The organism is Neorhizobium sp. 05N33 (genome assembly GCF_056397445.1).
Genome location: NZ_JBFTNK010000003.1, coordinates 447,717 through 462,270 on the forward strand (window position 1 = coordinate 447,717; position 14,554 = coordinate 462,270).

General features: G+C 62.0%; 11 protein-coding genes. 10 read left to right on the plus strand and 1 reads right to left on the minus strand.

The features are described 5' to 3' along the window. The first annotated feature begins 177 nt into the window (after positions 1–177). The 9 genes from tolQ to glmM all read left to right on the plus strand — a co-directional run bounded on the left by tolQ (position 178) and on the right by glmM (position 10,958). Complete coding sequence (tolQ, locus tag AC1DLT_RS10955; RefSeq protein WP_038544871.1) at positions 178–897, plus strand: protein TolQ; 720 nt, start codon at positions 178–180, stop codon at positions 895–897. 32 nt (positions 898–929) lie between these two features. Continuing rightward, positions 930–1,385, plus strand: coding sequence for a protein TolR (gene tolR, locus AC1DLT_RS10960; protein WP_038544868.1), 456 nt, complete (start codon positions 930–932; stop codon positions 1,383–1,385). Positions 1,386–1,395: 10 nt separating this feature from the next. Then, on the plus strand, positions 1,396–2,628 hold the full coding sequence (locus tag AC1DLT_RS10965) for a hypothetical protein (RefSeq protein WP_477486743.1): 1,233 nt from the start codon (positions 1,396–1,398) through the stop codon (positions 2,626–2,628). Positions 2,629–2,713: 85 nt separating this feature from the next. Beyond that, positions 2,714–4,027 (plus strand): Tol-Pal system beta propeller repeat protein TolB, encoded by a 1,314-nt coding sequence (tolB, locus tag AC1DLT_RS10970; protein ID WP_038544862.1) that lies wholly within the window; start codon positions 2,714–2,716, stop codon positions 4,025–4,027. Positions 4,028–4,197: 170 nt separating this feature from the next. Then, the gene (pal, locus tag AC1DLT_RS10975; protein WP_038544859.1) at positions 4,198–4,731 is read left to right on the plus strand and encodes a peptidoglycan-associated lipoprotein Pal; all 534 of its coding nucleotides are present in this window, start codon (positions 4,198–4,200) and stop codon (positions 4,729–4,731) included. 176 nt (positions 4,732–4,907) lie between these two features. Continuing rightward, entirely contained in the window at positions 4,908–5,963 is a 1,056-nt protein-coding gene (gene ybgF / locus AC1DLT_RS10980) for a tol-pal system protein YbgF (protein ID WP_038544856.1), read from the plus strand. A gap of 7 nt (positions 5,964–5,970) precedes the next feature. Continuing rightward, a complete protein-coding gene (gene tilS, locus AC1DLT_RS10985) occupies positions 5,971–7,332 on the plus strand; it encodes a tRNA lysidine(34) synthetase TilS (protein WP_477486744.1) in 1,362 nt (453 codons plus the stop codon). Positions 7,333–7,437: 105 nt separating this feature from the next. Beyond that, on the plus strand, positions 7,438–9,372 hold the full coding sequence (ftsH, locus tag AC1DLT_RS10990; RefSeq protein WP_038544850.1) for an ATP-dependent zinc metalloprotease FtsH: 1,935 nt from the start codon (positions 7,438–7,440) through the stop codon (positions 9,370–9,372). Between the two features lie 233 nt (positions 9,373–9,605). Beyond that, positions 9,606–10,958, plus strand: coding sequence for a phosphoglucosamine mutase (gene glmM / locus AC1DLT_RS10995; protein WP_247032211.1), 1,353 nt, complete (start codon positions 9,606–9,608; stop codon positions 10,956–10,958). A gap of 102 nt (positions 10,959–11,060) precedes the next feature. Here the strand turns inward: glmM and AC1DLT_RS11000 are convergent, their stop codons facing one another. Beyond that, positions 11,061–13,028, minus strand: a complete 1,968-nt coding sequence (locus AC1DLT_RS11000) for a HAMP domain-containing methyl-accepting chemotaxis protein (RefSeq protein WP_477486745.1) — start codon at positions 13,026–13,028, stop codon at positions 11,061–11,063. A gap of 560 nt (positions 13,029–13,588) precedes the next feature. On the opposite strand from AC1DLT_RS11000, the gene AC1DLT_RS11005 reads away from it, so the two are divergent. Then, the gene (locus tag AC1DLT_RS11005) at positions 13,589–14,425 is read left to right on the plus strand and encodes an outer membrane protein (protein ID WP_038544842.1); all 837 of its coding nucleotides are present in this window, start codon (positions 13,589–13,591) and stop codon (positions 14,423–14,425) included. Positions 14,426–14,554: the final 129 nt, after the last annotated feature.

Sequence of the window (14,554 nt, forward strand, 5' to 3'; positions counted from 1 at the left end):
AATTTGTGCAACGCACGCCTTCCTTTGACCAAAATTGAAAGCGAGAAGCCAAGCTTGGAGCTCAGGGTATCTTGGGGTTAGGGCTAAGCGCATCCAGCGATCAAAGACATACTCGCCTGAGCGCGCTTTTGAACCGCCCGGTCCCTAAAGCCGGGCGTTTGGATTCGGGGATAGTAGATGGAACACGTAGGTTTGGCGGCGGCGGCGAGCGAAGTGAGCCTCTGGTCGCTGTTCATGCAGGCCGGTCTGGTCGTCAAGCTGGTGATGATCGGCCTTATCGGCGCATCGGTCTGGACCTGGGCGATCGTGATCGACAAATATATCAGCTTCGGCAAAGCCAAGCGCCAGTTCGACCAGTTCGAACAGGTTTTTTGGTCCGGCCAGTCGCTGGAAGAGCTTTACCGCACGCTGTCGGAGCGGACGAATACCGGTCTTGCGGCGATTTTCGTCGCCGCCATGCGTGAGTGGAAGAAGAGCTTCGAGCGTGGTGCGCGGTCGCCGATCGGCCTGCAGATGCGTATCGACCGGGCGATGGACGTCACCATGTCGCGCGAGGCGGAAACCTATGAGGCGCGCCTCGGCTCGCTCGCGACGATCGGCTCGGCCGGCCCGTTCATCGGCCTCTTCGGCACGGTCATCGGCATCATGACGTCGTTCCAGGCGATCGCCGGTTCGAAGTCCACCAATCTCGCGGTCGTCGCGCCAGGCATCGCCGAAGCGCTGCTCGCCACCGCCATCGGCCTTGTTGCCGCTATTCCGGCGGTCATCGCCTACAACAAGTTCACCGCCGATGCCGGCAAGCTTTCGGGCCGCATGGAAGGTTTCGCGGACGAATTCTCCGCCATCCTGTCGCGCCAGATCGACGAGAAGCTGCAGCCGCGCCAGGCGGCGCAGTAAAAGCCTTTCGGGCTCTCAAGGAGTAACGTCTCATGGGCATGTCGGCCGGAGGAGCAAGGGCATCAGGTGGCGGTCGTCGCAGGCGCGGCGGACGTCGCGGCGGTGCGATCAGCGAAATCAACGTGACGCCGCTCGTCGACGTCATGCTCGTTCTGCTCATCATCTTCATGGTGGCGGCACCGATGATGACCGTCGGCGTGCCGATCGACCTGCCGGAAACGCAGGCGAAGGCGATGAACGCCGATACCCAGCCGATTACCGTCTCGGTCAATCCGAAAGGCGAAATCTTCCTCCAGGAAACTCCGATCGGCCTCGACGAGATCGTGCCGAAGCTGCAGGCGATCGCAACGACCGGCTATAACGAGCGCATCTACGTGCGCGGCGATACGACCGCGGCCTACGGCGTCGTCATGAAGGTCATGGCCCGCATCTCTTCTGCCGGGTACAAGAATATCGGCCTCGTGACCCTGCAGGAACAGGAGAAGTGATCGCGGCGCCATGAAGGTCAGTCTCGGCACATCGCTGGTCCTCCACTCGCTGGTCCTCGGCTTGGCGCTCGTTTCGCTGAGCGCGCCCGCGTCTTTCGACGTGGCCGACGTGGAAGCGCTTCCCGTCGACATCGTCCCGGTCGAATCGATCACCCAGACCCAGCAGGGTGACAAGAAGGCGCCCCCCAGCCAGAAGCCTTCCCCCAAAGAAACCAAGAACCAGAAGATCGTCGACAACGCCCAGAACGCCGGCGAGAACAATGTCGACCTGAAGACGCCGCCGACGCCGACCACCAAGCCGCAGCCGACCGAAACCACGGCGGCTCCGAAGCCGGTGGAACGGCCGACGCCGACCCCGACGCCTGAACAGAACCAGGTCAAGGACATCGTCAAGGAAGAGACGGCGCCGAAGCCGACCGAGATGGCTGCCCTGCCGCAGCCCAAGCCGGAGATCACACCGCCGAAGCCGGAACCTACCCCGCCGAAGCCTGAGCCGACGCCGCCAAAGCCGGAGGCTACCAAGCCGACGCCCGCGCCTTTGCAGAGCGAAAACACGTCCGAGACAGGCGAGTTGCCGCAATCGGTTCCGGCGCCGGCTTCGAGGCCCCAGCCGCCGAAGCCCGAACCGCCGAAGGAGCAGGCCAAGCCCGTCGAGAAGCCGGCTGAAAAGCCGGCCGAGACGAAGCCGGTTACGGCTAAGGCAGCTGAGACGGCGAAGACTGACAACAAGGCGACCGCATCCGTCAAACCTTCCGACAAGAAGGAAGGCAAGCAGCAGGAAACCGCCAAGTCGTCGTCTTCGATGGCGAGCGATTTCAACGCCGACCAGATCGCAGCCCTGCTCAACAAGCAGGAGGCATCCGGTGGCGGCGCCAAGCGTTCGACGCAGGTGGCCTCCCGTGGTGATACCAAGACCATCGGCACCGGCCTCAGCTCCAGCGAGATCGACAACGTCAAGGGACAGATCCAGGGCAACTGGGCGCTGGTCGGCGGCCTGACCGGCGTCTCGGAAGTCCGTGTGAAGATCCGGGTGCAGCTCGATCAGTCCGGCAATATCGTCGGCGAGCCGGAAGTGACCGCCACCGGTGGTCCTGAGGGAACTCGGCGTGCGGTCGAGGGCAGCACGCGCCGGGCCCTGATGAAATCCGCTCCGCTCAAGAATTTGCCCGCCGCAAAGTATGAGGGCGAAAAAGGTTGGAATGTTTTGGTGCTGAACTTCGATCCGTCGGAGTTTGCATTGTGAGCCGGGCAGGTATGGAACCGATGCAGAAACAGATGAAACGGAACCTGCCCCGAAACTCTCGTATTAAGCTGAAAGGCTTGTTTCAATGATCAAGAGTTCTTTTTTTCGCGCCGTGATGGTGGCCGCGGGGATGTTGACGGCATTGATGGCCGCGACCCCGGCCAACGCTGTCGTCGAGATCAACATCAACAAGGGCAATATTCAGCCGCTGCCGATCGCGGTGACGGATTTCCTGTCGAACAACGATCTCGGCGCCCAGATTTCCCAGGTGATCGCCGCGGACCTGCAGCGCTCCGGGCTTTTCGCGCCGATCAACAAAAGCGCCTTCATCGAAAAGATCGCCGATCCCAATAAGGCACCGCGCTTCGAGGACTGGAAGGTCATCAATGCGCAGGCGCTGGTGACGGGCCGTATCACCCGCGAAGGCGACGGCCGCCTGCGCGCCGAGTTCCGGCTGTGGGATACGTTTGCCGGCAGCCAGATGACCGGCCAGCAGTTCTTTACCCAGCCGGAAAACTGGCGCCGCGTCGCGCATATCATCGCCGATGCGATCTACAAGCAGATCACCGGCGAGAACGGCTATTTCGACACCCGCGTCGTGTTCGTCTCCGAAAGCGGGCCGAAGACCGCCCGCCAGCGCCAACTGGCGATCATGGATCAGGACGGCTTCAACGTCCGCATGCTGACCAACACCAAGGACATCGTGCTGACGCCGCGCTTTTCGCCAAGCCGGCAGGAAGTCACCTACATGTCGTTCGAGGGCAACCAGCCGCGGGTCTACCTGCTGCAACTGGAGACCGGGCAGCGCGAAGTGGTCGGCAATTTTCCGGGCATGACGTTTTCGCCGCGGTTCTCTCCGGATGGCCAGAAGGTGATCATGAGCCTTCAGCAGGAAGGCAATTCCAACATCTATACGATGGACCTGCGCTCGCGCACCACGACGCGGCTCACCTCGACGGCGGCGATCGACACCTCGCCCTCCTATGCGCCTGACGGCGGCCGTATCGCCTTCGAAAGCGACCGCGGCGGACGCCCGCAGATCTACGTGATGAATGCCGATGGTTCCGGCCAGACCCGCATCTCCTTCGGCGACGGTTCCTATTCGACGCCGGTCTGGTCGCCGCGCGGCGATCTGATCGCCTTCACCAAGCAGTCGGGCGGCAAGTTCTCGATCGGCGTGATGAAGCCGGACGGATCCGGCGAGCGCATCCTGACGAGCGGCTTCCACAACGAAGGTCCGACCTGGGCACCGAATGGCCGTGTGCTGATGTTCTTCCGCCAGAATGCCGGCGCCGGCGGCCCGCAGCTCTATTCCATCGACCTGACCGGCTATAACGAACTGCAGGTCAAGACGCCTTCCTACGGTTCGGATCCGGCCTGGTCGCCGCTGCTCGAATAGGGCGCCTTGATGAAAGAGGCGGGATTCCGCCTCTTTCCCGCCCCAATCTGCTGAAAATGAACGAAAAGGGACACCGGGAATATTTTGTTAACCATAAGAATTTGAGCATGGTTAACCGAACCCGGTTAGAATCTGGAAACTCTGAAATACTGATCAAGGAGAGACCGGCCATGAGCCGCACCGATACTTCGGCGATGAGCCGCATGCAGATCCTCGCCCGCAATCCTGCCGTTATCGCCCTGACTGTGGCGCTTGCGCTTGCCGGCTGCGCCAACAAGAAGAACCTGCCGAACAATGCCGGTGAGCTCGGCCTCAACGGCGCCGGCGCTGCAACGCCCGGTTCGACCCAGGACTTTACCGTCAATGTCGGCGACCGCATCTTCTTCGACACGGATAGTACTTCGATCCGCGCCGACGCACAGCAGACACTCGACCGCCAGGCCCAGTGGCTGGGCCGCTATCCGAAATACGCGATCACCGTCGAAGGCCATGCCGACGAACGCGGCACGCGCGAATACAACCTCGCGCTCGGTGCACGCCGTGCGGCCGCCACCAAGGAATATCTCGCATCGCGTGGCGTTCCGGCGAATCGCATGAAGACCATCTCCTACGGCAAGGAACGCCCGGTTGCCGTCTGCGACGACATCTCCTGCTGGTCGCAGAACCGTCGCGCCGTCACCGTTCTCGGCGGCGCCGGTATGTAATCCGAGCAACAGCTCGAAAATAAAAGGCGGTCTTCGGGCCGCCTTTTTGTTTTTTCCATAGTTTAGCCCTGTTTTCCGGGATTTTTGACCGGGAGCTCGGTTGCTTTTTGCCGGCAGTTGGAAAAAATCTCCTCTCGCGCCAATCCGGCGCAGACTAAAGAGCAGGACGGACAAAGATGAAGAAACTTGTCTTGGCAGCGATGCTGGGGCTGATGGCGACGAGCGCCCCGGCTGGGGCTTTCGCATTGCCGAAACTCTTCCAGGGCGGCAATCAGCCTGCTGCAGAACAGCCGCGGGAAACCACTCCGCCCCCGGTCATTCTGGCGCAGAGCAATGATGCCGTCCGTATCCAGCAGCTCCAGGAAGAAGTCCGGCAGTTGAACGGCCGGATCGAGGAAATGAGTTTTCAGCTGCTGCAGATGCAGGAGCAGTTGCGCAAGACGCAGGAAGACAACGAATTCCGCTTCCAGGACCTGGAAAAGAAGAAGCGCACCGAAGTGGACGACGCGACCGGGAAACCGGCCGTGGCGTCCAACCGCGCTCCCGCCGCCCAGCCCCCGTTGCCGCAGACGACTGCTCCCGCCCAGTCCTCCGACGATGTCGCACGGATCATCGAATCGCCGTCCGGTCAGGGTGTCGGCGGGGCGACCGCGCCCGGCCGCGCTCCGCCACCGACGACGCTCGGGTCGATGGATATGGACCAGAACGGCAATCCGCGTGGCGCAAGCCGCAACGACCGGGCCAACAATGCTGCCGGGCTTCCGGGCGTGGATACCGGCCCGCAGATTTCCGGCAAGACGCCGCCGGCATCGACGGGCAGGCCCGATCCGCAGCAGACCGCCTCGCTGGGCAGCGAGAACGATGCCTATCAGACCGCCTATAATCACGTTCTCGCAGGCGACTATCCGCTCGCCGAAAAAGAATTCAACGGTTATCTGGCGGCTTATCCGAAGGGCGCCAAAGTGGCAGATGCGAGCTTCTGGCTCGGCGAGTCTCAGTATTCACAGGGGAAATACAACGACGCCGCCAAGACCTTCCTCAACGCCCACCAGACCTACGGCAAGTCGCCCAAGGCGCCGGAAATGCTGCTGAAGCTCGGCATGTCGCTTGCCGCGCTCGACAACACCGACACGGCCTGCGCAACCCTCAAGGAAGTCACCCGGCGTTATCCGAGCGCGCCCAAGGCCGTGCTCGCCAAGGTGGGCAGCGAACAGAAGCGCCTCGCCTGCTGATCCTCCCGTGACCACGGGCCCGAAAATCCTGTCGCCCGAACGGGCGGCCGAGCGGCTGATCGCCGATATCGCCAAACCCGCGCGCCTTCTCGTCGCCATTTCCGGCGGCAGCGATTCCAGCGGGCTGTTGGTCGCCCTCTCGAAATTCAATTCTCCCGGCTCCGGCCTGTCGCTCTTCGCGGCGACGATCGATCATGCGCTGAGACCTTGCTCCGCAGACGAGGCGCGCACCGTCGCTGCCCTTTGCAGCCGGCTCGGCATTCCCCATTTCATCCGCCGCTGGGAGGGAGAAAAGCCTGCGACCGGCATTTCCGACGCGGCCCGTGAGGCTCGCTACCGGCTACTGGTCGAGATCGCCGACCAGATCGATGCGACCGCCATCCTCACCGGTCATACGCGCGACGACCAGGCGGAAACCATCGCGATGCGCGCCGCCCGCAACGGGGGCGAGGAAAATTCGGGCCTTGCCGGCATGGCGCAGGCCGTGCTCCTCGATCGCCGTCGCTGGCTGCTCCGGCCGTTCCTCAACAGCCGCCGGGCGGATATCCGTGACTTCCTGACCAGGGAAGGGCAGGGCTGGATCGACGATCCGAGCAATCTCGATCCGCATTACGAGCGGGTGCGGGTCCGCGGGCGGCTGACGCAGGAAAGCCCGTTCGATGCTGCCGCCCAGGATGTGGCCGCGGCGCGGCGCACGACGCTTTCCGACGAGGCGGCGCGCCTTGTCCGCGAGCATGTGACGATCCGCCAGGGTGTTCTGGCGCATCTCGATGCCGTGGGGCTTCAAGGCGAGCCGGCCGTGCGGCGTCATGCACTGTCATTGCTCGCCGCGGTGCTCGGGGGGAGGGCGCACGCACTCGGCAGCGACAGCATGGACCGGGTCATGGCCTTTCTTGACGGTGGCCAGCCTGGACGGATCACCGCCGGCCGGGTGATCTTCGACCGGCGCCGCGACGGGCTTTATATCGTCCGTGAAAACCGCGGCATACTGCCGCTGCACGTTGCCCCCGGCGATACGGCAATCTGGGACGGTCGCTACCGCATCACGAATGCCGGGTCGGACGAGATCGTCGTCGGTTCGACCGCGCCGGATCGCGACGAAGCATTGGCGCTATTTCCCGGCGTGCCGCCCGCGATCGCCATGCGCGCCGTGGCGGCGATGCCCTTCATCGAAACAAATGCCCTCCTTTCGACGGAGGATCGGCAAGACAAAGAAGTGGCCGAACGAAGTATCGTCCAACCTCTGCTTGCGCCTTTCGACCGCTTTTTGCCGCAGTTCGAGCTTAATCTCGGTATCGAGTTTGCGGTTTTGCTCGGATGCGACGGTTTTCCCCGGCTGCCAGTTAAGGATTCCTCGCGGAAAAGGTAGACGGCGGCTCCTGTTCGCCTTGGCAAGGACTTGCCGCAACCCTATGTTATGCGGCAAGCAAGGCGGCCGCTTCAAGAAGCAGGCCGTCGCAGTCCGGGGAGTTCAATGAACCCAAACTTTCGTAATATCGCCCTCTGGGTTATCATAGCCCTCCTGCTGGTCGCATTGTTCAGCATGTTCCAGACGGCGCCGTCGCAGACCAGCTCGCGTGAGGTCCCATATTCGCAGTTCCTGCGGGATGTGGATTCGGGGCGGGTGCGGGATGTCGTCGTCACGGGCAATCGGGTGCTCGGCACCTACACCGAGAACGGATCAGGATTTCAGACCTATTCGCCCGTCATCGACGATTCGCTGATGGATCGACTGCAGGCGAAAAACGTCACCATCGTCGCGCGCCCGGAAACGGACGGATCCTCCGGTTTCCTCAGCTATCTCGGTACTCTGCTGCCGATGCTGCTCATCCTCGGCGTCTGGCTGTTCTTCATGCGGCAGATGCAGGGCGGTTCGCGCGGCGCGATGGGCTTTGGCAAGTCCAAGGCCAAGCTTTTGACCGAGGCGCATGGCCGCGTGACGTTTGAAGACGTTGCCGGTGTCGACGAAGCCAAGCAGGACCTCGAAGAAATCGTCGAATTCCTCCGCGACCCGCAGAAATTCCAGCGTCTCGGCGGTCGTATCCCGCGCGGCGTGCTGCTCGTCGGTCCTCCGGGCACCGGTAAGACCCTGCTCGCCCGTGCGATTGCCGGCGAAGCCAACGTCCCCTTCTTCACCATTTCCGGTTCCGACTTCGTCGAAATGTTCGTCGGCGTCGGCGCAAGCCGCGTGCGCGACATGTTCGAACAGGCGAAGAAGAACGCACCCTGCATCATCTTCATCGACGAAATCGACGCGGTCGGCCGTCATCGTGGCGCCGGTCTTGGCGGCGGTAACGACGAACGCGAACAGACCCTCAACCAGCTGCTCGTCGAGATGGACGGTTTCGAAGCCAATGAAGGCATCATCCTGATCGCCGCGACCAACCGTCCGGACGTTCTCGACCCGGCGCTGCTGCGTCCCGGCCGTTTCGACCGCCAGGTCGTCGTGCCGAACCCGGATATCGTCGGCCGCGAGCGCATCCTCAAGGTTCACGCCCGCAACGTGCCGCTGGCACCGAATGTCGACCTCAAGGTTCTTGCCCGTGGAACGCCCGGCTTCTCCGGCGCGGACCTCATGAACCTCGTCAACGAAGCAGCTCTGATGGCCGCGCGCCGCAACAAGCGCATGGTCACCATGAGCGAGTTCGAAGACGCCAAGGACAAGATCATGATGGGCGCCGAGCGCCGCTCGTCGGCCATGACCGAAGCGGAAAAGAAGCTGACCGCCTATCACGAAGCCGGCCACGCCATCACCGCGCTGCATGTCGCCGTCGCCGATCCGCTGCACAAGGCAACGATCATCCCGCGCGGCCGTGCGCTCGGCATGGTCATGCAGCTGCCGGAAGGCGACCGTTACTCGATGAGCTACAAGTGGATGGTGTCGCGCCTCTGCATCATGATGGGCGGTCGTATCGCGGAAGAGCTCACCTTCGGCAAGGAGAACATCACTTCCGGCGCGTCCTCGGATATCGAGCAGGCCACCAAGCTTGCGCGCGCCATGGTCACCCAGTGGGGCTTCTCCGACGAACTCGGCCAGGTCGCCTATGGCGAGAACCAGCAGGAAGTCTTCCTCGGTCACTCGGTCTCGCAGTCGAAGAACGTTTCGGAAGCAACCGCCCAGAAGATCGACAACGAAGTGCGCCGCCTGATCGACGAGGCCTATACCCAGGCGCGTGAAATTCTCACGACCAAACACGACGAGTTCGTGGCGATCGCCGAAGGCCTGCTCGAATACGAGACGCTGTCGGGCGAGGAAATCAAGGCGCTGATCAAGGGCCAGAAGCCGTCGCGCGATCTCGGCGACGATGCGCCTCCGACCCGTGGTTCGGCCGTGCCGAGCGCCGGCTCAAAGAAGGACGAGCCCAAGGGCGGCGAGCCGGAAAGCGGTCTGGAACCGCAGCCGCACTGAGCCTTTGTTACTAACATCAAAAGCCGCCGTGGAGCGATCCATGGCGGCTTTTGCTTGGAAGGGTTTATTTATTAGTAACGGGATATAATCGATTTTGACGCTAATTTATGTGCTTGTGCCGTTAAACTATGGCATGAGCCAAGCTTCAGGCCGGTTTTGCCGTCTAACATATTGCAGGGTTCGATTCCCTGCTTAAGACCGCGACGCTCAGGCGCGATGACGAAGGAGCTTACATGACACGCCGCTATTTTGGCACCGATGGCATTCGCGGACAGTCCAACATCCACCCGATGACGCCGGATCTTGCGATGCGCGTCGGCATCGCCGTCGGCACGATCTTCCGCAACGGCAATCATCGCCACCGGGTGGTGATCGGCAAGGATACGCGCCTCTCGGGCTACATGCTGGAAAACGCCATGGTGGCGGGTTTTACCGCCGCCGGCCTCGACGTCTTCCTGCTCGGGCCGATCCCGACGCCCGCCGTCGCCATGCTCACCCGCTCGCTGCGCGCCGATGTCGGCGTGATGATCTCCGCCTCGCACAATCCTTATGAGGACAACGGCATCAAGCTGTTCGGTCCGGACGGTTACAAGCTGTCCGACGAACTGGAGATGCGCATCGAGGACCTGCTCGACAGCGACCTGCATTCGCAGCTCGCCAAGTCCGGCGACATTGGCCGGGCAAAGCGCGTCGAGGGCGACATCTACCGCTATATCGAACACGTCAAGCGCACGCTGCCGCGCGACGTTACCCTGCATGGCCTGCGGGTCGCGATCGACTGCGCCAATGGCGCGGCCTACAAGGTTGCTCCGCTGGCGCTCTGGGAACTCGGCGCGGAGGTTGTGACCATCGGCAACGAGCCCAATGGCACGAATATCAATCTCGACTGCGGCTCGACCAGCCCGGAAGCACTGCAGAAGAAGGTGCATGAAGTGCGCGCCGACATCGGCATCGCGCTCGATGGCGATGCCGACCGCGTCATCATCGTCGACGAGCGCGGCGAGATCGTCGACGGCGACCAGCTGATGGCTGTGATTGCCGAGAGCTGGGCCGAGGATCAGAAGCTGAAAGGCGGCGGCATCGTCGCGACGGTGATGTCCAATCTCGGGCTCGAACGTTTCCTCAACGGCAAGGGCCTCGATCTGGCACGCACCAAGGTCGGTGACCGTTATGTCGTCGAGCATATGCGCAACAACGATTTCAATGTCGGCGGCGAACAGTCCGGCCATATCGTACTCTCCGATTTCGGCACGACCGGTGACGGCCTCGTCGCCGGCCTGCAGGTCCTGGCGCGGGCAAAGCGCCTTGGCCGGCCGGTCAGCGAGATCTGCCGCCGTTTCGATCCCGTGCCGCAGCTTCTGAAGAACGTCCGTTTCCAGGGCGGCAAGCCGCTGGAGGACCAGATCGTCCGCCAGGCGATCGCCGATGCGGAAGCCGAGCTCGCCGCCAAGGGCCGCCTGGTGATCCGCCCGTCCGGCACCGAACCGTTGATCCGGGTGATGGCGGAAGGCGACGACCGGGGGCAGATCGAGCGCATCGTCGACGGGTTGGTCGGCGCCATCGCCAACGTCCGCACCGCGGCCTGACAGACATAGTCTCAATGAAAAAGGCCACCCACGGTTTTCGCGGGTGGCCTTTATTTTTTACGGGGAGCTCCGGATCGCCGGAAATCCCCGTCCTTGCTGCCTTTAGAAATCTTCCCAATCCTGCTTTGCAGCGGCGGCATTGCCCTGGAATGACTGCGCGACTTTCGCGACCATCCTGCGGGCAGGCGATGTGGTCGGGCGGCTGGTGCCGGATGCGAGTGCGGGCGAGCCGCGATGTGACGAGGTTCCGGTCACAGCGCCGCCGCCGATATGGAACTGCGACAGGAGCTGGAACAGGCCCTCCGCATCCCGGGCAAGGCTATGCGCCGCTGCGGTTGTTTCCTCGACCATGGCCGCATTCTGCTGCGTTCCCTGATCCATCGTGTTGACCGACGTGTTGATTTCCTTGAGGCCGGTCGACTGTTCCTTCGAGGCTTCCACGATAGCCTCGACATTGCCGTTGACCTGCTGGACCTGAACGACGATCTGTTCCAGGGCCTTGCCGGTTTCTCCCACCAGCGCCACGCCGTTCTTCACGTGGTCGTTGGAGGTGTGGATCAGTTCCTTGATCTCTTTTGCCGCCTTGGCGGAACGCTGGGCGAGTTCCCGCACTTCCTGCGCCACCACCGCGAAACCCTTGCCGGCCTCGCCGGCACGGGCGGCCTCGACGCCGGCGTTCAGTGCAAGCAGATTGGTCTGGAAAGCGATCTCGTCGATGACGCCGATGATGTTGCCGATCTCGACGGCAGACGAATCAATCTTGCCCATCGCGTCGACGGCATCGCGGACGACCCGGCCGGAACGCTCGGCATTTTCCTTGGTCATGCGCACGAGGTTGCCAGCTTCCTGGGCGCGGTGGCTGGAGTCGGAAACCGTCGTGGTGATCTCTTCCAGGGCCGCAGCGGTTTCTTCGACAGAGGCCGCCTGCTGTTCGGTGCGCTTGGCGAGGTCGTCGGAGGCTGAGCGGATTTCCTGGGCACCGGCGGCGATCGCACTCGCATTTGCGGCGACCTTCTGCATCGCTTCGCGAAGTTTCGCCACCGCGGCGTTGAAGTCGGCCCTCAACTGATCGAGCGAGGGGATGAACGGTGTGTTGATCTCCCGCGTCAGATCGCCGTTTGCCAGAGCCTGTAGGGCGTCGGCGAGTTGGCGGACTGCCTGGCTCGTCTGTTCGGCGATCGCGTTGCGCTCGGTCGCTTCCTGTTCCAGCCTGTGACGCTCGCCGACGGTCCGTTTCGCCTCGGCATCGGCTGCGCGCTCCGCGTTGACGGAGATGGCATCCCTCAGTGCGGCCACGGCGCGGGCGAGCATGCCGATCTCGTCGCCGCGTGCCTCGATCGTCCGGTCGCCTTCGAGGCTGCCCGCCGCCATGGCCTTCAGCGATTGCTGCAGCTTGGAGAGCGGTCCGATGATCGAGCGGGCGGTCAGGAAGGCGACAATGATCGAAAGCAGCGCGGCTATGCCGAGGGCGGCCAGCGCAAGGTTTCTAAAGCCGCTCGCAGCGTTGCGGACATCGCCGCCGATCGATTTGTTGAGCGCCTCCTGATAGTCGATGAACTTGTTGATCGCTCCGAGCCAGGAGACGAAGAGGGGACGGGCCTGCTCCAGCAGGATCTTGCGCGCCGCCTCACCATCACCTTTCTGCTGCAGCGAAATGATCTGGGCGACCAGCGGATTGGTCTTCGACTGAATGTCGGCGATTTCAGCCAATATTACCTTTTCCTGACCCGTTGCACCGGAGGGCGCGCCGACCATGTCCGCCATGCGTTTTTCGTTTTCCGCATAGGAGGCCGCGAGCTTGCCGATGAGCGCTTCGGCTTCCTTGCGTTCGGTATCGGACGTGACGAGCGTCACATCGCGGATCGCGATCGCGCGGTCGTGCACGCTGCCGCGATAGTTGATGGCAAAGCGCTGCTTGACGCTGTTGACGTCATTGACGGTTGCGAGGTTGTTATCAATCGTTGCTACCTGGCTGGTGGAGTAGAAAGTCAGGCCGATCATCAGGAGAAGCAAAAAGCCGAACCCGACAGCCAGTCGGAATGCTATGCCGAATGTTTTGACATTGCTCATGGACAGTTCTTTCTTTTGCGGCGCCTCGCGTCGCAGCTATACGCGGTCGATCTTCTCCGGAAGAGCATCAGGATATTTCATCGCGGCAATTTTGATTGAAATTGCTTGTTCGGTGAACAAGAGTCCCCGATTGAAACGCATCGGCAAACTCCCTCCACTCATTCGGCCCCTGCAGATCCCCCGGTATTTCCCAGATCCGAATATGCTAAAAGTATGCATCTATAGTTTATAAAGAATTAATTGTTTATCTAAGCTTAAATTACCTTTTTCTAACGCCGATTCTACTAAAGTAAGTGAAGTCAATAGTTTGGCGGCTAGCGTGGATTTGGCCTGCCTTGCTCGGTCAGCCTACAAAAGAGGAATCCGTTCGGCGCGAGCGCCTTGTCTAACTCTTTCAACATAAGTTCAATTGTAGAACTGCCGGCTGTTTAAGGAAAACGCGCGGTAAACGAGCATGGTTAAGCGAGACTTAACCTTTGTCGATCATCATCCCTAGCGGATCAACCCGTTGGCTGCCCGCCTTGCATGCCATACGCGATACGAGCTTTGGAGATGAACCCATGAGAAAGTTGCTGGCCAGCGTGTTTGCGCTGACACTGACGGCGAGCGCCGCCACTTCTGCCGATCTTTATCAGCCGCAGCCGGAGCCCTATCAGGATGCGCCCGAAGTGACCGTTCAGGAGGCGACCGGCTGGTACCTTCGCGGTGACGTCGGTTATTCCTTCAAAAAGTCGCGCGGCACGGACTTCTACCAGGGTACCGGTACACCTGGTGTGGCGATCGCCGAATTCGACCGTTCCGATCTGCGTGATGCTTTCACGCTCGGGGGCGGTGTCGGTTACCAGATCAACAGCTACCTGCGCACCGACGTCACCCTCGACTATATGTTCGACAGCAAATTCCGGGGTTCTACTCATGGAAGTTGCGGCTCTGGCCCCGCCTGCACGTCAACGGACCTCGCTGCCCTGCATGCCTACTCGCTGATGGCGAACGCCTATGTCGATCTGGGCACCTATGGCTACTTCACGCCTTATGTCGGTGCCGGTATCGGCGGCACCTACGTCAAGTGGTCGAACCTGCGCAACACGTCCTGCGACGACGCTGGCGGCGGTTGCGACGCGGAAGTGAGCCATGGCGGCGAAAAGAGCTGGCGCTTCACCTACGCGCTCATGGCCGGCGCGTCGATCGACATCACCTGCAATGTCAAGGCCGATGTCGGCTACCGCTTCCGTCAGGTTGCCGGCGGCGACATGTTCGGTTACTCAACGGGCGGCGGCCCGGGCAAGGATAAGGGTTTCTATTCGCATGAAGCCCGCGTCGGCGCCCGCTACATCTTTGGCGGCTGCGACACGCCGCCGGCTTACGAGCCCCCGCCGCAGCCGATCGTCTACAAGTAAGGTTTATCCATCTCCAAGCGAAAGCCGCCTCCGGGCGGCTTTTTGCGTTTGCGGCGGCAAGGCTGCGGCAGAAATTTGTCCGTGGGCGACATTACCCGCTTGACTGTGAAGGCGCTCAGGCATAACCAC

Bases quoted from the DNA above. Each gene is read 5' to 3' on its own strand.
- AC1DLT_RS11005 (WP_038544842.1), top strand. From the start codon at position 13,589: ATGAGAAAGTTGCTGGCCAGCGTGTTTGCGCTGACACTGACGGCGAGC.
- tolB (WP_038544862.1), top strand. From the start codon at position 2,714: ATGATCAAGAGTTCTTTTTTTCGCGCCGTGATGGTGGCCGCGGGGATG.
- tolQ (WP_038544871.1), top strand. From the start codon at position 178: ATGGAACACGTAGGTTTGGCGGCGGCGGCGAGCGAAGTGAGCCTCTGG.
- ftsH (WP_038544850.1), top strand. From the start codon at position 7,438: ATGAACCCAAACTTTCGTAATATCGCCCTCTGGGTTATCATAGCCCTC.
- AC1DLT_RS10965 (WP_477486743.1), top strand. From the start codon at position 1,396: ATGAAGGTCAGTCTCGGCACATCGCTGGTCCTCCACTCGCTGGTCCTC.
- glmM (WP_247032211.1), top strand. From the start codon at position 9,606: ATGACACGCCGCTATTTTGGCACCGATGGCATTCGCGGACAGTCCAAC.
- ybgF (WP_038544856.1), top strand. From the start codon at position 4,908: ATGAAGAAACTTGTCTTGGCAGCGATGCTGGGGCTGATGGCGACGAGC.
- pal (WP_038544859.1), top strand. From the start codon at position 4,198: ATGAGCCGCACCGATACTTCGGCGATGAGCCGCATGCAGATCCTCGCC.
- AC1DLT_RS11000 (WP_477486745.1), bottom strand. From the start codon at position 13,028: ATGAGCAATGTCAAAACATTCGGCATAGCATTCCGACTGGCTGTCGGG.
- tolR (WP_038544868.1), top strand. From the start codon at position 930: ATGGGCATGTCGGCCGGAGGAGCAAGGGCATCAGGTGGCGGTCGTCGC.